The organism is Streptomyces sp. NPDC055099 (assembly GCF_053607685.1).
Window position 1 is genome coordinate 14098 of record NZ_JBSGUA010000040.1, and the last position, 20154, is coordinate 34251.

The 20154-nt window shown below is 69.7% G+C and carries 21 protein-coding genes and 1 riboswitch; of the genes, 10 read left to right on the top strand and 11 right to left on the bottom strand.

The genetic code is table 11. The annotated features are described in order from the left end of the window. Window positions 1-211: 211 nt before the first annotated feature. The 7 genes from ACWFRU_RS41215 to ACWFRU_RS41245 all read left to right on the top strand — a co-directional run bounded on the left by ACWFRU_RS41215 (window position 212) and on the right by ACWFRU_RS41245 (window position 5589). Window positions 212-1711, top strand: coding sequence for a M1 family metallopeptidase (locus ACWFRU_RS41215; protein ID WP_453693832.1), 1500 nt, complete (start codon window positions 212-214; stop codon window positions 1709-1711). Between the two features lie 128 nt (window positions 1712-1839). Beyond that, the gene (locus tag ACWFRU_RS41220) at window positions 1840-2013 is read left to right on the top strand and encodes a hypothetical protein (RefSeq protein WP_453693834.1); all 174 of its coding nucleotides are present in this window, start codon (window positions 1840-1842) and stop codon (window positions 2011-2013) included. Between the two features lie 168 nt (window positions 2014-2181). After that, entirely contained in the window at window positions 2182-2496 is a 315-nt protein-coding gene (locus tag ACWFRU_RS41225; RefSeq protein WP_453693836.1) for a WXG100 family type VII secretion target, read from the top strand. Next, complete coding sequence (locus tag ACWFRU_RS41230) at window positions 2493-3860, top strand: putative T7SS-secreted protein (protein WP_453693838.1); 1368 nt, start codon at window positions 2493-2495, stop codon at window positions 3858-3860. The genes ACWFRU_RS41225 and ACWFRU_RS41230 overlap by 4 nt, the downstream gene beginning before the upstream one ends. 12 nt (window positions 3861-3872) lie before the next feature. After that, complete coding sequence (locus tag ACWFRU_RS41235; protein WP_453693840.1) at window positions 3873-4286, top strand: hypothetical protein; 414 nt, start codon at window positions 3873-3875, stop codon at window positions 4284-4286. After that, complete coding sequence (locus ACWFRU_RS41240) at window positions 4273-4905, top strand: hypothetical protein (protein ID WP_453693842.1); 633 nt, start codon at window positions 4273-4275, stop codon at window positions 4903-4905. The genes ACWFRU_RS41235 and ACWFRU_RS41240 overlap by 14 nt, the downstream gene beginning before the upstream one ends. Before the next feature lie 42 nt (window positions 4906-4947). Further along, entirely contained in the window at window positions 4948-5589 is a 642-nt protein-coding gene (locus ACWFRU_RS41245; RefSeq protein WP_453693844.1) for a hypothetical protein, read from the top strand. 45 nt (window positions 5590-5634) lie between these two features. Here the strand turns inward: ACWFRU_RS41245 and ACWFRU_RS41250 are convergent, their stop codons facing one another. Next, window positions 5635-6999, bottom strand: coding sequence for a peptidase C39 family protein (locus tag ACWFRU_RS41250; protein WP_453693846.1), 1365 nt, complete (start codon window positions 6997-6999; stop codon window positions 5635-5637). Window positions 7000-7205: 206 nt separating this feature from the next. Between ACWFRU_RS41250 and ACWFRU_RS41255 the strand changes: the two genes are divergently transcribed. After that, on the top strand, window positions 7206-7856 hold the full coding sequence (locus tag ACWFRU_RS41255) for a uridine kinase family protein (RefSeq protein WP_453693848.1): 651 nt from the start codon (window positions 7206-7208) through the stop codon (window positions 7854-7856). Between the two features lie 434 nt (window positions 7857-8290). Then, entirely contained in the window at window positions 8291-10162 is a 1872-nt protein-coding gene (locus tag ACWFRU_RS41260) for an AAA family ATPase (RefSeq protein ID WP_453693850.1), read from the top strand. Window positions 10163-10180: 18 nt separating this feature from the next. Here ACWFRU_RS41260 and ACWFRU_RS41265 read toward each other — a convergent pair whose 3' ends face one another. The 10 genes from ACWFRU_RS41265 to ribD form a co-directional block, all read right to left on the bottom strand. Beyond that, a complete protein-coding gene (locus ACWFRU_RS41265; RefSeq protein ID WP_453693852.1) occupies window positions 10181-11269 on the bottom strand; it encodes a hemolysin family protein in 1089 nt (362 codons plus the stop codon). Continuing rightward, window positions 11266-12618: a hemolysin family protein gene (locus ACWFRU_RS41270; RefSeq protein WP_453693854.1), complete on the bottom strand. Its 1353-nt coding sequence runs from the start codon at window positions 12616-12618 to the stop codon at window positions 11266-11268. Before ACWFRU_RS41270 ends, ACWFRU_RS41265 begins: the two co-directional genes overlap by 4 nt. Before the next feature lie 198 nt (window positions 12619-12816). Further along, a complete protein-coding gene (locus tag ACWFRU_RS41275) occupies window positions 12817-13263 on the bottom strand; it encodes a PH domain-containing protein (protein ID WP_453693856.1) in 447 nt (148 codons plus the stop codon). A gap of 21 nt (window positions 13264-13284) precedes the next feature. Then, window positions 13285-14133 carry an ATP phosphoribosyltransferase gene (gene hisG, locus ACWFRU_RS41280; RefSeq protein WP_365864198.1) on the bottom strand — a complete coding sequence of 283 codons (849 nt, stop codon included), beginning with the start codon at window positions 14131-14133 and terminating at the stop codon, window positions 13285-13287. 52 nt (window positions 14134-14185) lie between these two features. After that, the gene (locus tag ACWFRU_RS41285; RefSeq protein WP_055564821.1) at window positions 14186-14458 is read right to left on the bottom strand and encodes a phosphoribosyl-ATP diphosphatase; all 273 of its coding nucleotides are present in this window, start codon (window positions 14456-14458) and stop codon (window positions 14186-14188) included. A gap of 35 nt (window positions 14459-14493) precedes the next feature. Continuing rightward, window positions 14494-14979: a 6,7-dimethyl-8-ribityllumazine synthase gene (gene ribH, locus ACWFRU_RS41290; RefSeq protein ID WP_363211056.1), complete on the bottom strand. Its 486-nt coding sequence runs from the start codon at window positions 14977-14979 to the stop codon at window positions 14494-14496. 46 nt (window positions 14980-15025) lie between these two features. Further along, the gene (locus ACWFRU_RS41295; protein ID WP_453693859.1) at window positions 15026-16324 is read right to left on the bottom strand and encodes a bifunctional 3,4-dihydroxy-2-butanone-4-phosphate synthase/GTP cyclohydrolase II; all 1299 of its coding nucleotides are present in this window, start codon (window positions 16322-16324) and stop codon (window positions 15026-15028) included. Continuing rightward, complete coding sequence (locus ACWFRU_RS41300) at window positions 16321-16917, bottom strand: nicotinamide mononucleotide transporter family protein (RefSeq protein ID WP_453693867.1); 597 nt, start codon at window positions 16915-16917, stop codon at window positions 16321-16323. Before ACWFRU_RS41300 ends, ACWFRU_RS41295 begins: the two co-directional genes overlap by 4 nt. Before the next feature lie 56 nt (window positions 16918-16973). After that, window positions 16974-17615, bottom strand: a complete 642-nt coding sequence (locus tag ACWFRU_RS41305; RefSeq protein WP_453693861.1) for a riboflavin synthase — start codon at window positions 17613-17615, stop codon at window positions 16974-16976. A gap of 1 nt (window position 17616) precedes the next feature. Next, window positions 17617-18690: a bifunctional diaminohydroxyphosphoribosylaminopyrimidine deaminase/5-amino-6-(5-phosphoribosylamino)uracil reductase RibD gene (ribD, locus tag ACWFRU_RS41310; RefSeq protein ID WP_453693869.1), complete on the bottom strand. Its 1074-nt coding sequence runs from the start codon at window positions 18688-18690 to the stop codon at window positions 17617-17619. A gap of 218 nt (window positions 18691-18908) precedes the next feature. Next, window positions 18909-19039, bottom strand: a riboswitch (FMN riboswitch). 321 nt (window positions 19040-19360) lie between these two features. Here ribD and ACWFRU_RS41315 point away from each other — a divergent pair. Next, a partial coding sequence (locus tag ACWFRU_RS41315; RefSeq protein ID WP_453693863.1) for a glycoside hydrolase family 18 protein occupies window positions 19361-20154 on the top strand: 794 nt, incomplete at its 3' end.

The following is a 20154-nucleotide window of genomic DNA, read 5'->3' on the forward strand; positions in this document are numbered from 1 at the left end:
TGACCCAACCACCTTGCCATCGGATTCCGCCGCCGCGGGCGAGAGCTTGGTCACTCGCGGGCCCGGCCTCCCACCGCGGCCCTTGCCCCCACTGGGCGGGTCCCGTGCAACTCGCACCGAGTGCCGTGCGTCTCATTACACGTGGTGGGGCACACCCCCAGGCGCACCCCCCGCCGCTCGTCCGCGCAACCTTCCGACCGAAAGGTTTCCGATGAGCACGCACCGGACGTACCGGCCGTACCGGACGCCCCGCCGCAGAGCGCGGCTCGCCCTCGCTGCCGCCATCACCATGACGGCGGCTCTCACCGGCACGGCGTCACAGGCCGCGCCGTCCGTCTCCGGGACACCGTCGCCCGGTGCGCCCGGCCTGGGCGACCCGATGTTCCCGCTGGACGGGAACGGCGGATACCGGGTGGACCGCTACACCCTGGACTTCGACTGGCAGGCGCCGAGGACACCGTTCGAGGCGACGGCGACGATCAAGGCGACCGCCACGCAGTCGCTGTCGCGCTTCAACCTGGACTTCGGGGGCAACACCCTGCACGGCGTGCAGGTCGACGGTTCATCGGCGCGCACGTCCCGCGCCGGGGACGAGCTGACGGTCACGCCCAAGTCCCCTGTCGGCAAAGGCCGTTCGTTCACCGCCAAGGTCACGTACACCGCCGATCCGACGCAGACGCGCCACCGCGACGACGCCATCGAGGACTACGGCTGGATACCCACCGCCGACGGCACGGTGGTCTATCCGCAGCCGAACGGCGCCCGGCTGATCTTCCCGGCGAACGACCACCCCAGCCAGCGGGCGCCGATCACCTTCCGCATCACCACGCCGAAGGACCTGACGGCGGTCGCCAACGGCAAGCTGGTCAACCGCACGGAACGCCCCGGTGACCGGGTGCGCTGGACGTACGACTCCGAACAGCCGCTCTCCACCCAGCTGGTGCAGATGGCGGTCGGCAAGTTCAAGCTGGTCGAAGGCAAGGGGCCCGGCGGCCTGCCCCTCCGGGACGTGGTGCCGGACGCCTTGGTCGAGCCGACGGCGGAGTACCGCAAGCTCACTCCCGACCACCTCACCTGGCTCCAGGAGAAGCTCGGCCCCTACCCCTTCAACCGCTACGGCCTCCTGGTCGGCGACACGGACCTGGGCGTCGCCCTGGAGACCCAGACCCTCTCCCTCATCCCGAAGGCGGACCTGCTGGGCACCAAGGTCGACGCGGAACGGAACATGGTGCACGAGCTGACCCACCAGTGGTTCGGCGACAGCGTCGCCCTCAAGAGCTGGTCCGACCTGTGGGTGAGCGAGGGGCACGCCCGCTTCTACGAGCGGATGTACTCCGAGGAGCACGGCGGCGACAGCTTCGAGGCCGCCATGAAGACGGCCTACGCCGCGCACGACCAGTGGCGCCACGACTTCGGCGCCCCCGCGGAGCCGACCGAGCCGAACCTCTTCAAGCGCATGCGGTACGACGGCTCGGCCCTGGTCCTCTACGCCCTGCGCGAGCAGGTCGGCAACGCGACCTTCGAGAAGATCGAACGGGCATGGGTCAGCGGCTTCCGCGGAAAGACCGCGAGCACCCAGCAGTTCATCGACCTGGCGTCGAAGGTCGCGGGCGAGGACCTGGAAGGCTTCCTGCGGCCATGGCTGTACGGCCCGAAGACGCCGCCCATGCCGGGGCACCCGGACTGGGTGGTGGACCCGGTACAAAACTGAGGGCATCCATCGTCTGGCGGCCCGGGTCCGTCGTCTGGCGGCGGCGTTCGTGTGAAGCGGCCTGTCGGACGCCTGATCGACGGGGGGACCAGGTCTACGGTGGGTCCCCCGTCGAACTGGGAGGTCTCATGCCGGACCACGAGCAGGAGCAGAAGCGACCCGCGTTGCTGGGCACGGAGATGCGCGAGGCGACGCTGCCGGACGGCACCCAGGCGGTGATCGTCGTACAGGCCGGAACCTCCCAGACCGAGGTGGACGAAAAGGCGGCTCGTATGCGCCGAGGTACATCCGACGCAAAGTAGCCCGTCAGCAAACCTATGGGCATACGACGGCCCCTCCCGGACGAACGGGAGGGGCCGTCTCCATGGCTGATGATCGGATCAGGGCAGTCGGCTACGATCCCAACGTCATGAACTGAACGTGCTCTGCGGCCTGCCGTGTACAGCAGCCAGGCCACGGGAGGGAGAGCCGTGTCCGACAAGGACTTGACGGTCGACTACGAGTTCTTGAGCAGTTGCGAACGCCAACTCGGCACTTTGCGCACGACGTTCAAGGACATCGAGAACCGTCGCGACGACATGGAGAAGCACTGGGGCTCCGGGAGCATCGCGGACGCCATGGCTGATTTCGTCGACAACTGGGACGACTACCGCACCAGGCTCATCGAAGGCCTTGAATCGACGGGCAAGCTCGTGGCGGAGACGAAGAAGTCCTTCGAGGCGCTGGACGAGGAACTCGCCAAGCAGACCAAAGGCAAGGGCAAAGGCGAGGGGAAGGGCCCGTGACCACTGCGGCATCGAAGCGCCGCCCCGTCGACTGGGACCCGCTGTGCGAGAGCGACCCTGTTCCCGGCGACCCGGAGGAGATCCGCGCAGAGGTCCGGCACATGGTCTCGGTCGCCGAGAAGCTGCGCACGCAGGCGAAGAACCTCAAGACCATCTCGGACGAGGACAGGCTCAAGGGGAAGTACGTCCAACGCCTGCGCGAGGACTCCGGCACGCTGGAGAAGCACATGCGGGAGGTGGCCTCACGGTACGAGCGGGTGCACGGGCACCTCACCAAGTGGGCCAACAAACTTGAGGACCACCAGGGCGACGCCGACCGGATCCTGCGCGAGGCCAAGGAGGCGCACGCGGAGGCCGAGCGGGAGAAGGCCAAGGAAGCCGAGAAGGCGGACAAGGACGACGGCAAGGACAAGAAGCCGAACCCGTCGGTGAGCGGCACTGATCACGACCCGCTGCAGACGTACAGGACCCGCCTCGGCACCGTCACCGGAAACCGCGACAGCGACGCAAGCCACTACGCCGGCAAGATCAACGACGAGATCGACGATGTCATCGAGGACTCGTGGTGGGACAACGTCAAGGGCTGGGTTCATGACAACGCGGACATGATCAAGGCCTTCATCGATGTTCTCGGCTGGATCGCGACGGCGCTGGGCTTTTTGGCGCTGCTCATCCCCGGCCTGAATCTCGTCATTCTGGGCATCGCGGCGCTCACGATCGGACTCAGACTCCTCCTGGTGGCATCTGGCGATGCCACCTGGACCGATGTCATCTTCGACGTCGTGGGCGGGCTGCTCGTGGTGGGTGGCCTCGGGGCCGCCGCGAAGCTCGCCAGCGGCGCCAAGGCCACCGTGGGCGCTGCCCAGGCCGCCCGGACCGCGGGTCTGAGCCGAGGGCTCAGCGGCGTGAAGGGCGTCTTGGACGACATGGGGCGGGTGATGAACAAACTGCCGGACGGGCTGGGGCGGCAAGCCATCGGTACGTCGCGCAATGCCATCCGCAAGTCCATCTCCCAGAACGTCGGTCTGGTGGCCAAGGGGCCGCTGAGGGTCAGCCCGCTCTCGACCCTGCTGCATCTCGGCGACAAGGAGATGGCAGGCATGGCGAAAATGCTGCAGGCGAACAAGGCCACCTTCCCGGCCGCCGCGGGGGCGGCCGCGGACAAGGCGTACAAGTCCTACCAGGTGGGCCTTGGCCTTGCCTGGACCGGCATGGGGATGGACGTCATGGACAAGGCACTGGGCAAGAGCGACCTGACAAGCGTGACGGACGAGAAGTTCGGAACCGGCGAGAAGCCGTACAACGCGGGCTACTCGGACTGGAAGGACAACACCCTGAAGCCCGCCCCCGACACCCACTGGTAGCGAGGAACCCCCATGGACCTGTACTCGGCTCAACGCATCGCCGAGGCCGAAGCCGGTCGCACCGGACTCGGCACCGGCCCCAACCGGCGGCTCCGGCTGACCCTGATCATCGGAATGCCCCTGTTCCTGCCGGTATTGGGGATCATGATCCTGGTGCCGAAGTCCCTGATGAACACCGTTCTTTACATCTATGAGGCCGGAATCATCGGCTGCCTTCTGCACTACGTCTGGGTCTTCGCGAAGTACCCCCGCCACGCAAGCCGTCCGCCCTACCTGACCCGGGATCTCGCCATGGGCGGCGGCTTCTTCCTGCCCTCGATGTTCTTCGGTTTCTGGGCAGGCATGATCGCTGCTCCGGCATGGGCGCTTTTCGTCGGTGTCGCCTACGCCGTGGAAGAGAGGCGGGGTTCCCGTGGCCGCCGTTGAGCACCGCCAAGTCCCGTCCGGCTTCAACCTCGTGCCGCCGCCCGGCTGGGACGTGATCCCCCTGCACTCGGGTACCGAGGAAGCGATGGACCGCATCGTCCGCAAGGCGATCGCGCAACTGCCCGTCGGCTTCCCCAAGGACGACATTCCGAAGGCCCGGCTGAAGCTCACCCAGGAGATGAAGAAGGTCGTACGCCGGGCCAGCGCCAAGGGCGGCATGACCCTCTATCTCCCCACCGAACGGCTTCACGGCGTCGCGCTGCCCGTCTCTATCGTCGCCTCGGAACCGATCGAGATCCCGAGGGTCAGGCCCGAAAGCGGCCCGGAAGCAGTCCTGATGGCGCTCGCCTCCGAGACTCCCGGAGCCGAGGTGCGGGAACTCGACGAGACCGCGGCGCTGCGCTCCGAGCGCGATGTACCCGCCGATCCCGCCCAGGGCGTCGACGTCGCTCACCGCCGGGTCGAGTACTTCGTGCCGGTCCCGGACAGCGCCCCCGACAAGTACCTCACGTTCTCCTTCAGCGCCCTGATCGCGCCCGGCTCGGACCCCGCCTTCTACGACACCCTCGTGGAGCTGTTCGACGCCGTCATGGGCACCTTCCGCTGGAGCTATGCCTAAAGGCTCCCCATCTGCCCGCGCCCCCGACGAAAGAGACCGTCAATGTCCGAAGGCACCCTCTGGAGCACCGATCTCGGGGCTCAGCTCCACATCGACACGGATGCCAACCCCGATCTCTGGGGCTACCTCTGGCTTCAGATCGACAGGAAGACCTTCAAGGAATGGCTGGACCCGCACTTGACCGGGCTGGCCATCGTCCATGGCATTGAACTGACCCGCAAACTCCGCCGATTCCACAAGAACTTCTACGAGCAGACCGTGGTGACCCTCCGGGACAAGCTCCAGGCCGACGAGGCGTTCATCTACCACCCCGTGCCGCTGACCTCCATGCCGCTGGTGATGCACGCCACCCGCATCCACTGCGAAGCCCCCGACGCGGCATCCTGCGAAGGGCTCACCGCGCCCACCGTGCCGCATCCGGAGATCCCCGAGTGGCAGCAGCGGTCCGGCAGCGTTGCCTTCGCCTCGCCGTATCTGGGCGAGGACGGGGTGCGGGTCACGCGTTCCTACCCCGCGGACAGCAGCATCATGATGACCTCGGTGACGTACTACTGGCACACTCCGCCCGGTCTGCCCGACGTCTGTCTGCGCGGGCATCACGACGACCCGGAAGTGATCGCCGCGGTCATGGAGCCCCTGGACGACTTCGCGCGGACGCTGCGGCTTCCCGCGACAGCTCAGTAGCCGTTAGGCCCCTCTCCGCCGAGCGGAGAGGGGCCTAACGCTGCCTCAGTGAATGCCCACGTCAGCCAGCGCCGCCTTCTGCTTCGCGGAAAGCTTCACCGGAAAGTACAGGTAGCAGACGCCCCCCGTGCCGGAGACCACCTTCCCGGTGGAGTTGTAGCGCTTCGTGCGGAGCCAGATGTTCTCCCATTCGCGCCGCTTGTAGACCCGCCGCACCGCCTCGTTGCTCGGCGACGCGGGGTCGTTGGCGATCACGTCGCCCTTCGACGTGAAGCCGATCACCGTCATCAGGTGGCCCGCCGTGCCGTAACCCGCGCCCGTCAGCTCCTCCTTGAGGAACGATTGTGACGTTATGACCGGGATGCCGACGGCGATCAGCGACTCCAGTTCGGTGAGCGACGCGAGGCGGGTGACGACGCCCTGCATGTCCTTGTACGTCGACGCGTAGGCCGCGTTGAAGGGCCAGTTGCCGCAGCCCGCGTACTGGTAGTCGAAGGTGTAACGGGCGGCGTGGCACACCTGCGGGTCGGCGTAGGACGGGTCGACCCAGGCCAGGTCGGCGGCGGTCGGCTTGCGGCCCCAGAACTCTATGATCATCTGCGAGGAGGCCGGGCTGCACCAGGCCTCGCCGCCGTTGTCGTACTCCGGGTACTGGCCGACGTGGGTCTCCTGCGAGTACCGCGGGACCTTCAGCTCCTTGGTGACCCCCGGCTTCGACGCCGGGACGGTGAAGCGGTCGGGGACGGCGGACGCCATGGCGCCGAGCCGCCACACGGTGGGGGTCTCGGTGGCGCCCGGCTTGCGGTACAGCGTCAGGCGCAGCTTGTACGAGACGAGGCGCAGGCCCGTCGTCGTGTCGTCGATGGCGAAGGTGTCCGTCCAGATGCTCGACTTGCCGTCGCTCTGGTCGTCGACCGACGTGCGGCGGATGTCCTTCTCCTTGTCGTCGCCCGAGGTCCAGCGGCCGAGGACGTACCAAGGAGTCTTCGTCTTGTCCGAGTACGTCCCCTGGAGCTCGACCTGGAGCCACGTGCCGGTGGGCGTGCGGGCGCTCCAGGAGGCGACGACCTCCGTCGCGGGGACGGTCGGCCGGTGCACGGGCGAGGTCCACCGGGCGTACTCCCAGGTGGCGGTCTTGCCGGTGTGCGGGTCGGCGTACTCGGTGCGGCCCGCTGCCTCGGCGATCTCCACGGCGGGTCGGGCTCCGGGGACGGCACGGGTGCCTTCGGCGGTGCCGGCGCTCCAGTCGGCGTGCGACGTCCAGAAGCGGTTGCTCACGGGCCGCTTCGCGCGCGGCGCGGAGCTCGGGCCACCCGAGGCGAGTGCCGGGCCGGCGGTGGCGGCCAGTGCCGCCACGGCCGCTGCCGTGGCGAGGACGGTTCTGCGGGACATGTCATCAGCTCGGTCCATGGCGGGGACCCCCAATAGACGTGGGCTCCGGACGGGTCCGGAAGGGGCAGGTCAGGTACACGGCGGTAGGCCAACTATGGCTGCTTCAAGCCGACTTCTACCAGCGCTTGGACCACCACCGCGTCCGTCAATATTGGCCTCGACCACTGGCGTGAGCTGCGACGGCGCGCGGAGCGGGGAATTCCGCACCCGTACGCTTGCCCACGATGACCGCACACGCCACTCCCACGCCCCTGTCTCACGTCGCCGCGGAGCTGCTGCGCCTGCCGCCCTCCTGCGGCCCCGTCCGTCTCGTCGCCGTCGACGGGCACGCGGGCTCCGGCAAGTCCACCTTCGCCGACCGCCTCGCCGACGCCCTGGGCGGTGCCCCCGTCCTGCGCCTCGACGACATCGCGAGCCACGACGCGCTGTTCGACTGGACGGAGCGGCTGCGGCGGCAGGTGCTCCTGCCGCTCTCGCGCGGCGAGACGGCGCGCTACGAGACGTACGACTGGCACGCGCGCCGCTTCGGTCCCGAGATCCGCACCCTCGCGCCCGAGCCCGTGGTGCTTGTCGAGGGGGTCGGCGCGGGGCGCCGCGCACTGCGGCCGTTCCTGGCTCGGCTGCTGTGGATGGAGCTGCCACGAGATGAGGCCTGGGGCAGGGGGCGCCGCCGGGACGGGTCGGTCCAGAGCGACTTCTGGGACGGCTGGGAGCCCGCGGAGCGCCGGCACTTCGCGCAAGACCCTTCGCGCCCCTTCGCTCAGTCTTTGGTGCGACAGTGCCGCGAGGGATATGAGGTGCTGCGGGGACCGAATGAGACGCCTGCGCACAACCAATCCGTCACACAGGGTGAGGGACCAGAGGCGGTCAGCTGACCCTCGCTAAGAGCGCTCCCAGAACTTCGCGCCAGTTTCCATGAGTGCCTCAACTCGGCTTGACCGAGGGCCCTTACAGGACTTACGTTCTGAATGTGCGGCCTTTCGGGGTCGCCCGCAGACGCGAAGCCCCCGGTTGTTCCCCCGTGATCGGGGGCTTCGTTCTGCCCTGCATCCTCGCATTCCGGACGCTGCGAGCCGCCTTTCGCTCACCCTCGGTGACGAAGAGGCCCCCCTTCACCTGCCTGATCCCGCGCTGCGGCACCCTACGGCCGAGTGCTCCCCCGCAGGTACGATGCCTTTCGGTGCGACTTACGGACGGCTGCTCTGCGCGCCGGTTCAACGTCCGTCCGCAGCACGGCGGTTCAACGAAGTTTGCCGACGGGCACCGGTCCGGCGGTACACAAACGGGGGCACGGTTTGTGGGGGACGTGATGGACTTCGACGCGGTGGGCTCACCCGCCCCGGCCGACCTCGCCTGGCTGAGGGGCGTCGACGCCTACACGATGGGCGCCTATCCGCAGGCGGAGGAGGAGTTCCGGGCGGCGGTGCGGATGGATCCGGGGATGGCCGACGGCTGGCTCGGACTGCACGCGCTGCGCATCGACACGACGACGGCGCTGCTGCGGATGTTCCAGCACAGGGACAGGTTCGGGGAACAGCGCGCCCGGCACGGGCGCACGCTCAACTCCTGGTACTGGCTGGGCTGGTGGGTGCAGCCCGTCCTGGAGAGCACGCGTGACCTGCTGCTCGCGCACGCCTCGCACTGGCTGGACGGACGACATGTCCCGGAGCTCGACCGGGCGTTGGCGGGTCTGCCGCCGGTCGACGCCGATCCGCAGGTGCGCTTCCTGCACGCCTGCCGCTCCTATCTGGTCAAGGACTGGGAGCAGTTGGTCCGGCACACGGACTCGTTGATCGACGACGCGATGCTGGGCATCGAGGCAGGCCTCTTCGGAGGCATGGCCCGCGTACGTCTGGAGATGTACGGCCAGGCCGAGCCGCTGCTCTCCGCGGCCCTGATGCGGTGCCGCAGCGAGCAGCCGCAGCGCAAGGAGCTGCGCTACTGGCTGGCCCGCGCGCACGAGGGCACGGGCCGCTCGGCGGCGGCGCTGCCGCTCTACCGCGCGGTGCACCGGGTGGACCCCTCCTTCATGGACACCTCGGCGCGGCTCGCGGCGATCTCCGAGGGCGACGGCTACGACGAGGTGACCGACCTGGCGGCGATCGCCCTGACCGGCTTCGGGCAGGACGTGATGGACGGCCCCGACGGCATCGATCCGCTCTTCGGCACGGAAGGCCGCGACCTGAAGGTCACCGAGCCCGAACTGCCGTCCACCGGCGGCCCTACCGAGACCGACTCGGTGCGCGAGAAGGCCGTGATCCCCATCCAGCCGGGGCTGCCGCAGCTGCCGCCCGGCCCGACCGATCCCGCACTTCTGGAGGCCGCGCTCGCCGAGCTGGAGGGGATGGTCGGCCTCGAACCGGTCAAGCGGCAGGTCAAGGCGCTCTCGGCGCAGCTGAACATGTCACGCCTCCGTGCCGCGCAGGGGCTTCCCGTGCAGCCGCCGAAACGACACTTCGTCTTCTCCGGCCCCTCGGGCACCGGCAAGACCACCGTGGCCCGCATCCTCGGGCGGGCGTTCTACGCCCTCGGCCTGCTCGGCGGCGACCATCTCGTGGAGGCGCAGCGCGCTGACCTGGTCGGCGAGTATCTGGGCCAGACGGCCGTGAAGGCCAACGAACTGATCGACTCGGCGATCGGCGGCGTCCTCTTCGTCGACGAGGCCTACTCCCTGTCCAACTCGGGCTACGGCAAGGGCGACGCGTACGGCGACGAGGCACTCCAAGTACTGCTCAAGCGCGCCGAGGACAACCGCGACCACCTCGTCGTCATCCTCGCGGGCTACCCCGAGGGCATGGACCGCCTCCTGGCCGCCAATCCGGGGCTCTCGTCCCGCTTCACGACCCGCGTGGACTTCCCCTCGTACCGTCCCCTCGAACTCACCTCCATCGGTGAGGTCCTGGCCGCCGAGAACGGCGACGTCTGGGACGAGGAGGCCCTGGACGAGCTGCGCTCCATCAGCGGGCACGTGGTCGACCAGGCCTGGATCGACGAGCTGGGCAACGGCCGCTTCCTGCGCACGCTCTACGAGAAGAGCTGCGCCTACCGCGACCTGCGGCTCTCCGGTTATCCCGGCGAGCCGAGCCGCGACGATCTGTCGACCCTGCGGCTGCCCGACCTGATGCAGGCGTACGGCGAGGTGCTTTCGGGGCGGGGGCCGCAGGACCCGCCGAGGGTCTGAGGCCCCCGCCCCGCACGCTCACACCAGGGCGCCGTCCCGCGACCCCTGAGAGGTCTCCTGCGGCCTGCGGGGCACGGTGACCCGGTGCGCCGGGTCGCGGACCTCACCGACCAGGAGTTCCAGCACGTCCTCCAGGGCGACCAGGCCGAGCACCTTGCCCGACGCGTCGGCGACCTGCGCCAGATGCGTCGCGGCGCGGCGCATCACCGTCAGGGCGTCGTCCAGGGGGAGCTCCGCGCGCAGCGTCGTCATCGGGCGCCAGACCTGCTGCGGCACCGCGCGGTCCATCTCGGCGCCGTCGGTCAGGTCGAGTACGTCCTTCACGTGGAGGTAGCCCATGAAGGCGCCGTTCTCCGCGCAGACCGGGAAGCGGGAGTAGCCGGTGCGCCCGGTGAGTTCGATGACCTGCGCCGGGGTGACCCCGGCGCCCACGGTCACCAGCGACGCCCGGTCGAGCAGGACGTCCGTCACCGGGCGCGAGCCCAACTCCAGGGCGTCCTCCAGGCGCTCCTGCTCCTCGGGGTCGAGCAGCCCCGCCTGGCCCGAGTCACCGACGAGACGGTTGAGCTGCTCGCTGGTGAAGACGGCCTCGACCTCGTCCTTGGGCTCGACCCCGAAGAGCTTGAGGACGACCCGCGAGCACGCCCCGAGCGCCACCGTCACCGGACGGCAGAGGCGGGCGAAGGCGACGAGGCCGGGGCTGAACCAGAGCGCCGTCTTCTCCGGGGCGGCCATCGCGAGGTTCTTCGGGACCATCTCGCCGACGACGAGGTGCAGGAAGACCACCACGGCGAGCGCGATGGCGTACCCGAGGGGATGGATCGCCCCTTCGGGGATGTGCGCCGCCTCGAAGACGGGTTCCAGGAGGTGGGCCACGGTGGGCTCGGCGACCGCGCCGAGCGTCAACGAGCAGACGGTGATGCCGAATTGGGCAGCCGCCATCATCTGCGGCAGGTTCTCCAGGCCGTGGAGGACCTGGCGGGCCCGCTTGGTGCCGAGCGGCTCGATCTGGCTGCGGCGCACGGAGACGAGCGCGAACTCGGCCCCGACGAAGAAGCCGTTGGCGAGGACGAGGAGGAGGGCGAACAGGAGTTGGAGCACGCTCATCGGGCGGCCTCCGCCACGCTCAGGGTTTTCGCGGTGTCTGTGGCCTCCGGGGTCCGTACGAGCCGGACCCTCTCGGCGCGGTAGTGGTCCACCTGGCGCACCGCGAGCCGCCAGCCCGGGAGTTCGGCCCGGTCGCCAGGGGCGGGGATGCGGCCGAGCAGATCGGCGACGAGCCCCGCCACGGTCTCGTACGGCCCCTCGGGGACGTCGAGTCCTATCCGCTGGAGCGTGTCGACGCGGCAGCTGCCGTCGGCCTCCCAGGCGGGCCGGCCGTCCTCGGCCGGGGCCGCGGCGATCTCGGGCAGGTCGAGCAGGTCGTGCTCGTCACGGACCTCGCCGACGAGCTCCTCGACGATGTCCTCCAGGGTGACCACGCCGGCCGTGCCGCCGTACTCGTCGACGACGACGGCGATGGGCTGCTGGCTGCGCAGCCGCTCCAGGAGCTGCTGCACGGGCAGCGTCTCCGGGACCAGGAGGGGCGCCTGCGCGATGCGGCCGACGGGTGCCCGCAGGCGCTCGTGGGCCGGGACCGCGAGGGCGTCCTTGAGGTGGACCATGCCCACGATCTCGTCGATCCGCTCGCGGTACACGGGAAAGCGCGAGAGGCCGGTGGCCCGGGTCAGGTTCACCACGTCCTCGGCGGTGGCCGAGGTCTGCAGCGCGCTGACCTTCACGCGCGGGGTCATGACGTGCTGCGCGGTCAGCTCGCCCAGGGAGAGCGTGCGGACGAACAGGTCCGCCGTGTCCTGTTCGAGGGTGCCGGCCTGCGCCGAGTGCCGGGCGAGCGAGACCAGCTCGCCGGGGGTGCGGGCGGAGGCCAGCTCGTCGGCCGGCTCGACGCCGAAGAGGCGTACGAGCCGGTTGGCCGTGGCGTTCAGGAGGGAGATCACGGGCCTGAAGGCACGCGCGAACACGTGCTGCGGGCCCGCGACGAACCGTGCGACCTGGAGCGGCTTGGACACCGCCCAGTTCTTGGGGACGAGCTCGCCGATCACCATCTGCACGGCTGAAGCCAGGAGCATGCCGACGACCACAGAGACGCCCGGTACGGCGCCTTCCGGGAGGCCGGTCGCCGTGAAGGGGCCCGCGAGCAGATGCGCGAGGGCCGGTTCGGCGAGCATGCCGACCACGAGCGAGGTGATGGTGATGCCGAGCTGGGTGCCGGAGAGCTGAAAGGACAGCTCCTTGAGTGCGTCGACGACCGTACGGGCCCGTCGGTCACCTTCGGCCGCGGCCTTCTCGGCGTCCGGGCGCTCCACGGTGACGAGCCCGAACTCGGCGGCCACGAAGAAGCCGTTGGCGAGAATCAGCAGGAATGCCGCCCCGAGAAGCAGCAGGGAGGTGGTCATGCCGCCGCCTCCCTGGTGTGTCCGGTCCCGGTATGTCGGGAGGGGGCGGCGCATGTACTACAGGACGAACCGTCCATCGCCGGAGGGAGTCACTCCTCGGGTAGCAGGAGCCCCTGTGGACCGGGCGGGCCCGACAGGGGCGGGGCGGCACACCATGCGTGCCCCGCCACCAGATTAATCAAGACGCGGCCCGAAGCGTCAGCCCTGCGGGCTGCGGGCGTCGGCGAGGGCGCGCAGCGCGCGGGCATCGTCGATGGCCCGCTGCTTGGCGATGCCCGGCTGGATGCCCAGGGCGGGGAGGCTGGTGCCGTCGCTGAGGTTGAGGAACACCCACGGGTCGCCGGGGCGCAGGTTGACCTGGACGATCTCGGCCCAGGCGAGGCGCCTGCTGGTCGCGATGTTGACGACGGTCACGCCGGACTCGTCGGCGACGACCTTGGGCCTGCTCAGGAGCATCAGGACACCGAGGAGCAGCACACCGGTGAAGATGAAGCTGAGCCGCTCCCCCGGGCTGAGACCCGGGATGAGCAGGGAGATCACCGTGAGGACCACCAGGATGGCGGCGCCCGCGGTGAGCAGGACGGCCCGGGTCCGGCCGGGCCGGAAGGTCACGGGCAGGGCGGGGAGCGCGGGGTGCTCGGACATGAGGCGGGTTCTCCTGCCCGTTCAGAGGCGGCAGGCGTGGATGGCCGTGGTCAGGATGGCCCGCGCCCCGATGGCGTACAGGTCGTCCATGATCCGCTGCGCTTCCTTGGCGGGGACCATGGAGCGGACGGCGACCCACCCCTCGTTGTGCAGGGGCGAGATCGTCGGCGACTCGAGGCCCGGGGTGAGGGCGACGGCCTGCTCCAGGTGCTCGGCGCGGCAGTCGTAGTCCATCATCACGTACGACCGGGCGACCAGGACGCCCTGGAGGCGGCGCAGGAACTGCTGCACCTTCGGGTCGTCGGTGTCGGCGCCGGTGCGGCGGATGACGACCGCCTCGGACTTCATGATCGGCTCGCCGAACACCTCGAGGCCCGCGTTGCGCAGCGAGGTGCCGGTCTCCACGACGTCCGCGATGACCTGGGCGACGCCCAGCTCGATGGCGGTCTCGACGGCGCCGTCCAGGTGGACGACGGAGGCGTCGACGCCGCTGTCCGCGAGGTGCTTGGCGACGATGCCCTCGTACGAGGTCGCGACCGTCTTGCCCGCGAGGTCCGCGATGGTGTTCGCGGTGCCCGGCTTCGCGGCGAAGCGGAAGGTGGAGCGGGCGAAGCCGAGCGGCAGGATCGTCTCGGCGTTCGCGCCCGAGTCGATCAGCAGGTCCTGCCCGGTGATGCCGATGTCGAGCTTGCCGGCCGAGACATAGATCGCGATGTCCTTGGGCCGGAGGTAGAAGAACTCCACCTCGTTGTCCGGGTCGACGAGGACGAGCTCCTTGGACTCCTTGCGCTGCTGGTATCCGGCCTCATGGAGCATCGCCGACGCAGGTCCGGACAGTGAACCCTTGTTGGGGACGGCGATGCGCAGCATGAGGTCGGATTCCTTTGCGTGACGGGAGAGTGGGGCGGAGGGTGCGTACGGCTCAGAGGTGGGCGTACACGTCGTCGAGGGAGATGCCGCGGGCGACCATCATCACCTGCACGTGGTAGAGGAGCTGGGAGATCTCCTCGGCCGCGGCTTCCTTGCCCTCGTGCTCGGCGGCCATCCAGACTTCGGCGGCCTCCTCGACGACCTTCTTGCCGATGGCATGGACGCCCTTGTCGACCAGCTCGGCGGTGCGCGACGTGGCGGGGTCGCCGTTGGCGGCCTTGTGCTGGAGCTCGGTGAAGAGCTCCTCGAAAGTCTTCTTGGACATGATGTCGCTTACTTTACGCGGCTCCCCGGCCCCGCTCACCGCCAGGGTTCGGAGATCGTACGCAGCGTGGTCGCCGTGGCGACGGCCGCGGTGACCGCTTCGTGGCCCTTGTCCTCGCGGGACCCCTCGATGCCCGCCCGGTCCAGGGCCTGCTCCTCGGTGTCGCAGGTGAGGACGCCGAAGCCGATGGGCACGCCGGTGTCGACCGTGACCTGGGTCAGGCCCTGGGTGACGCCCTGGCACACGTACTCGAAGTGCGGGGTCCCGCCGCGGATGACGACGCCGAGCGCCACGATCGCGTCGTAGCCGCGGCCGGCCAGGACCTTGGCGACGACCGGCAGCTCGAAGCTGCCGGGTACGCGCAGGACGGTCGGCTCACTGATGCCGAGCTCGTGCAGGGCGCGCAGGGCGCCGTCGACGAGGCCGTCCATGACCTTCTCGTGCCACTGGGCGGCGATCACCGCGACCCGCAGGTCTCCGCAGTTCTTGACGCTCAGTTCGGGTGCACCCTTGCCGCTCACGCGCTTCTCCTGGTTCTCGTATGCCGTACTTCTCGTGTGCCGGTACTTACTGGTTGCCGCAGGCGGACACCTCGGGGGCGTCCAGCCAGGGCAGGTCGTGCCCCATGCGGTCCCGCTTGGTGCGCAGGTACCGGAGGTTGTGCTCGCCCGCCGTGACCGCCATGGGCTCGCGTCCGGTGACCTTCAGGCCGTGCCGGATCACCGCGTCGGTCTTGTCGGGGTTGTTCGTCATCAGGCGCACGCTGCGGACGCCGAGGTCGTCCAGGATGCGCGCCCCCGCTCCGTAGTCCCGGGCGTCGGCGGGCAGGCCGAGTTCCAGGTTGGCGTCCAGGGTGTCGCTGCCGCGCTCCTGGAGCTCGTAGGCGCGCAGCTTGGAGAGCAGACCGATGCCGCGCCCCTCGTGGCCGCGGAGGTAGACGACGATGCCGCGTCCTTCCTCCGTGATGCGCCGCATCGACGCCTCAAGCTGGGGGCCGCAGTCGCAGCGCAGCGAGTGGAAGACGTCGCCGGTCAGGCACTCGGAGTGCAGGCGGACCAGGACGTCGTCGCCCTCGCCGACCTCGCCGTGGACGAGGGCGACGTGCTCGACGCCGTCGACGGTGGAGCGGTAGCCGTACGCCGTGAACTCGCCGAAGGCGGTGGGCAGATGGACCTCGGCCTCGCGGCGGACCGTCGGCTCGGAGCTGCTGCGGTAGGCGATCAGGTCCTCGATGGAGATGATCGTCAGGCCGTGCTTGCGGGCGAAGGGGATCAGCTCCGGCAGGCGGAGCATCGTGCCGTCCTCGCCCGCGATCTCGACGATCGCGCCGGCCGGGCGCAGGCCCGCGAGGCGCGCCAGGTCGACCGCGGCCTCGGTGTGGCCGTTGCGGACCAGGACACCGCCGGTCTTGGCGCGCAGCGGGAAGATGTGGCCCGGGCGGACGAAGTCGCTGGGCTGATACGTGCCCGCGGCGAGCATCTGGAGCGTGGTGGCGCGGTCGGCGGCCGAGATTCCGGTGGTGACGCCGTGCGCGCCGCTCGCGTCGACGGAGACGGTGAAGGCCGTCCGCATCGACTCGGTGTTGTTCTCGACCATCTGCGGGAGCTGGAGGCGGTCCAGCTCCTCGCCCTCCATGGGCGCGCAGATCAGGCCGCGGCACTCGCTCATCATGAAGGCGATGATCTCGGGCGTGGCCTTCTCGGCCGCGATGACGAGGTCGCCCTCGTTCTCCCGGTCCTCGTCGTCGACGACCACGACGGGCCGCCCGGCGGCGATGTCGCGGATGGCCGCCTCGACGGGGTCGAGGGCCAGGTCGGAGGCGTCCTCTTCGTGTCCCGTGCTGTACCAAACAGGTGCCGCGCTCATGCCGGGGCTCCTTCCATGTCGGGCTGCGGCGCCTGCGAGGACACAGTGCGCGACCGCAGCCACCAGTCGCGCAGCCCCCACAGGACGAGCGCGAGATAGATGACGTACACGAGGCCGGAGAAGGCCAGACCACTGCTGAACGCGAGCGGTACCCCGACCACGTCGACCAGCAGCCAGGCGAACCAGAACTCGACCAGGCCGCGGGCCTGGGCGACCATCGCCGCGAGGGTGCCGACGAAGATGTAGGCGTCGGGCCAGGGGTTCCAGGACAGGTCGGGCACGGCGGAGAACAGGGCGCCGACCGCGAGGGTGCCTACGGCGGTGCCGCCGAGCAGGACCCCGCGCTCCTTCCAGGTGGCGAACCGGACGGCGATGGAGCCGTCCTGCGCCTGCTGCTTCCCGTTGGTCCACAGGCGCCAGCCCCACAAGGCCACGCCGATGACGAGGAGCTGCTTGCCGACGCCGCCGGAGAGCTGCGCGGAGGCGTAGGCGCCGACGAGGATGAGGCCGGAGAGGAACTGGGCTGGCCAGGTCCATATGGAGCGCCGCCAGCCGAGGGCGAGGGCGATCAGGCCGATGGTGTTGCCCACCATGTCGGACCAGATCACGTGCTGCCCGAAGGCCGTGAAGGCTTCGGAGTTGAGCCAGTTCACTTCGTGGCCTCCTGAGCGGGAGCGGGGTCGGCGGCAGCCGCGGCGCCGACGCGGTCGCCGAGCATGCGCTCGACGTACTTGGCGATGACGTCCACCTCGAGATTGACCGGGTCGCCGGGCTGCTTGATGCCGAGCGTGGTCAGGGCGAGGGTGGTGGGGATGAGGCTGATGGTGAAGTAGTCGATCCCGGCGTCGACCACCGTCAGGCTGACGCCGTCGACGGTGATGGAGCCCTTCTCGACCACGTACCGGGAGAGGTCCGCGGGGAGCGAGATCTTGACGATCTCCCAGTTCTCGGAGGGCTTGCGCTCGACGATCTCGCCCGTGCCGTCCACGTGCCCCTGGACGATGTGGCCGCCGAGGCGGTCACCGACGGCGGTGGGCCGCTCCAGGTTGACCCGCGAGCCGGCCGCGAGCGCGCCGAGGCTGGAGCGGTTCAGGGTCTCGGCCATCACGTCGGCGGTGAACTCGTCGCCCTCGTGCTCCACGACCGTCAGACAGACGCCGTTGACCGCGATGGAGTCGCCGTGCTTGGCGCCGTCGGTGACGACGGGGCCACGGACGCGGAAGCGGGACGCGTCGTCCAGGTTCTCGACGGCGGTGATCTCGCCCAGCTCTTCGACGATTCCGGTGAACACTTCAGTGCTCCTTCGCTACGGGGGTCGCGTTCGCTGCGAGGGTCGCGGTGACGCGCAGATCGGGGCCGATGCGGACGGTCTCGCTCACGTCGAGCCGCAACGCTTCGGTGATGGTCGTGATTCCGCCGCCGGTGAGGGCGGCGGGGCCCGCGCCGAGCAGGACGGGGGCGAGGTAGGCGATGACGCGGTCGACGGCGCCCGCGGCGACGAAGGCTCCGGCGAGCGTCGGCCCGCCTTCGAGGAGGACGGAACGCACTCCGCGCGTGTGCAGCTCGTCGAGGAGGGCGGGGATGTCCAACCCGCCCTCCGCGCGCGGCAGTCGCACCGTCTGCGCATCGCCTTCCGGGGTGACGTTCTCGGCGACCGCGACGAGCGTGGGCGCCGCGTCGTCCAGGACGCGGGCACCGGGCGTCACCGCGGTGCCGTTCGTGTCGACGACGACGCGCAGCGGCTGTACGGCGCCTTCGATGCCCCGCACGGCGAGGTGGGGGTCGTCGGCGCGCTGGGTGCCGGAGCCGACGACCACCGCGTCGCACTCGGCGCGCAGCCGGTGGACGTCGGCGCGGGCCTCGGCGGAGGTGATCCAGCGGCTGCTGCCGTCGGCGGCGGCGATGCGGCCGTCGAGCGTCGCCGCGTACTTCCAGGTGACGTGGGGGCGGCCGAGGCGTACGGAGGTGAGCCAGGCGGCGTTGCCCGCGGCGGCCTCGTCCTCCAGGAGGCCCGCCCGCACGTCGACCCCGGCGGTGCGCAGTCGCTGCGCGCCCCCGGTCGCGGTGGGGTTCGGGTCGCCGACGGCGTAGACGACGCGGGCGATCCCGGCGTCGATGAGTGCCTGGGCGCAGGGGCCGGTGCGTCCGGTGTGGTTGCAGGGTTCGAGGGTGACCAGGGCGGTGGCGCCGCGAGCCTTCTCGCCGGCCGCGCGCAGGGCGTGGACCTCGGCGTGCGGGCCGCCGGCGCGCTGGTGGTGTCCCTCGCCGACGATCTCTCCGGAGGCGTCGACGATCACGCATCCGACGACCGGATTGGGGCTGGTGGAGCCGAGCCCGAGGGCGGCGAGCGAGATGGCACGGCGCATGGCGGCGAGCTCGTGCTCGTCCGCTTCTGTCGCGGGTGCGGTGGCCACCGGGTCCTCCTGCCTCATGGGGCACGGACTCCGGGGCCTGTCGATGACGACAGAATGTACGGACTGCGGCACCGGGAGCGTCGCCGGAAACGAGACCTCTCCCCGGGAAACCCGAAAAAACGGGTATCCCAAAAACAAGCCACTCGGCGACGTGCACGAATGCCCGCCCGCCGCGCACTGCCTCCCATCCGGACTTTCACCGTCGGTCCAGGAGTTTCACCTGGTCAACCGGCCGCTGGAGGCGGCCGGGTCGCGGACTATAACCGCCGGTTCGGAATTACACCGACCCCGGAGTGCGCTGCTACTGGTACGGAACCAGTCTGCCACGGACGTCTCTCGGCCATGCGGGTGAGCACTGTGGGCTGGGTCACAGGATCCACGGATCGCGTCACGCCGGGTCACGGAAAACGTGGCGCATTCCCGTCGGGACGAACGCGACAACGTAGTCATTCACGAAGTTGAGCCTTAAAGGTCCAGACCTATTGACGCACTGGTCTAGTCCTCTTAATCTCTGCGTCACCTCCGAGGTTCGGTCCCACGGTGGGCGCACACCGGGACCCCGACAGACCCACCCCCTTTTCGCCAGTTGTGTTCTGCCGACCTCCCCAGGAGGAACGACCACATGCTGTCCCCCACCCGAGCGAGAGCCACGCTCCTCGCCGCCGGCGCCGCCGTCGCCGGACTGCTGCTGAGTTCGCTCGCCGCAGGCCCCTCGGCCGCCGCCGACCAGAACTCCTGTCGCCCCGACGGGCTTTACCAGACCCCCGGCGTCAACGTCCCGTACTGCTCCGTCTACGACGCCGACGGACGCGAGAAGATGGGCGCCGACCACAAACGCCGTGTCATCGGCTACTTCACCAACTGGCGTACCGGCAAGGACGGCAAGGACGCCTACCTCGTCCCGGACATCCCGTGGGACAAGGTCACGCACCTCAACTACGCCTTCGCGCACGTCGACGGCTCCAACAAGCTCTCGGTCGGCCCGGACAGCGCCGACAACGCCTCCACCGGGATGACCTGGCCCGGTGTCGCAGGCGCGGAGATGGACCCGACGCTCCCCTACAAGGGGCACTTCAACCTGCTGACGAAGTACAAGAAGCAGCACCCGAACGTGAAGACCCTGGTCTCCGTGGGCGGCTGGGCCGAGACCGGTGGCTACTTCGGCCCCGACGGCAAGCGCGTCGACTCGGGCGGCTTCTACTCGATGGCCACCAACGCCGACGGCTCGGTCAACCAGGCGGGCATCAACACCTTCGCCGACTCGGCCGTCGACTTCATCAAGAAGTACGGCTTCAACGGCGTCGACATCGACTACGAGTACGCGACCACCATGAAGGACGCGGGCAACCCGCTGGACCACACGCTGGCCAACGGCCGCCGCGCGGGCCTGGTCAAGGGTTACGACGCCCTGATGAA

What these genes read in the sequence shown, in the direction of transcription:
- ACWFRU_RS41260 (WP_453693850.1), top strand. Translation starts at nt 8,291, where the DNA reads ATGGACTTCGACGCGGTGGGCTCACCCGCCCCGGCCGACCTCGCCTGG.
- ACWFRU_RS41270 (WP_453693854.1), bottom strand. Translation starts at nt 12,618, where the DNA reads ATGACCACCTCCCTGCTGCTTCTCGGGGCGGCATTCCTGCTGATTCTC.
- ACWFRU_RS41235 (WP_453693840.1), top strand. Translation starts at nt 3,873, where the DNA reads ATGGACCTGTACTCGGCTCAACGCATCGCCGAGGCCGAAGCCGGTCGC.
- ACWFRU_RS41300 (WP_453693867.1), bottom strand. Translation starts at nt 16,917, where the DNA reads ATGGTGGGCAACACCATCGGCCTGATCGCCCTCGCCCTCGGCTGGCGG.
- ACWFRU_RS41245 (WP_453693844.1), top strand. Translation starts at nt 4,948, where the DNA reads ATGTCCGAAGGCACCCTCTGGAGCACCGATCTCGGGGCTCAGCTCCAC.
- ACWFRU_RS41285 (WP_055564821.1), bottom strand. Translation starts at nt 14,458, where the DNA reads ATGTCCAAGAAGACTTTCGAGGAGCTCTTCACCGAGCTCCAGCACAAG.
- ACWFRU_RS41220 (WP_453693834.1), top strand. Translation starts at nt 1,840, where the DNA reads ATGCCGGACCACGAGCAGGAGCAGAAGCGACCCGCGTTGCTGGGCACG.
- ribD (WP_453693869.1), bottom strand. Translation starts at nt 18,690, where the DNA reads ATGCGCCGTGCCATCTCGCTCGCCGCCCTCGGGCTCGGCTCCACCAGC.
- ACWFRU_RS41265 (WP_453693852.1), bottom strand. Translation starts at nt 11,269, where the DNA reads ATGAGCGTGCTCCAACTCCTGTTCGCCCTCCTCCTCGTCCTCGCCAAC.
- ACWFRU_RS41215 (WP_453693832.1), top strand. Translation starts at nt 212, where the DNA reads ATGAGCACGCACCGGACGTACCGGCCGTACCGGACGCCCCGCCGCAGA.
- ACWFRU_RS41275 (WP_453693856.1), bottom strand. Translation starts at nt 13,263, where the DNA reads ATGTCCGAGCACCCCGCGCTCCCCGCCCTGCCCGTGACCTTCCGGCCC.
- hisG (WP_365864198.1), bottom strand. Translation starts at nt 14,133, where the DNA reads ATGCTGCGCATCGCCGTCCCCAACAAGGGTTCACTGTCCGGACCTGCG.
- ACWFRU_RS41250 (WP_453693846.1), bottom strand. Translation starts at nt 6,999, where the DNA reads ATGGACCGAGCTGATGACATGTCCCGCAGAACCGTCCTCGCCACGGCA.
- ACWFRU_RS41295 (WP_453693859.1), bottom strand. Translation starts at nt 16,324, where the DNA reads ATGAGCGCGGCACCTGTTTGGTACAGCACGGGACACGAAGAGGACGCC.
- ACWFRU_RS41255 (WP_453693848.1), top strand. Translation starts at nt 7,206, where the DNA reads ATGACCGCACACGCCACTCCCACGCCCCTGTCTCACGTCGCCGCGGAG.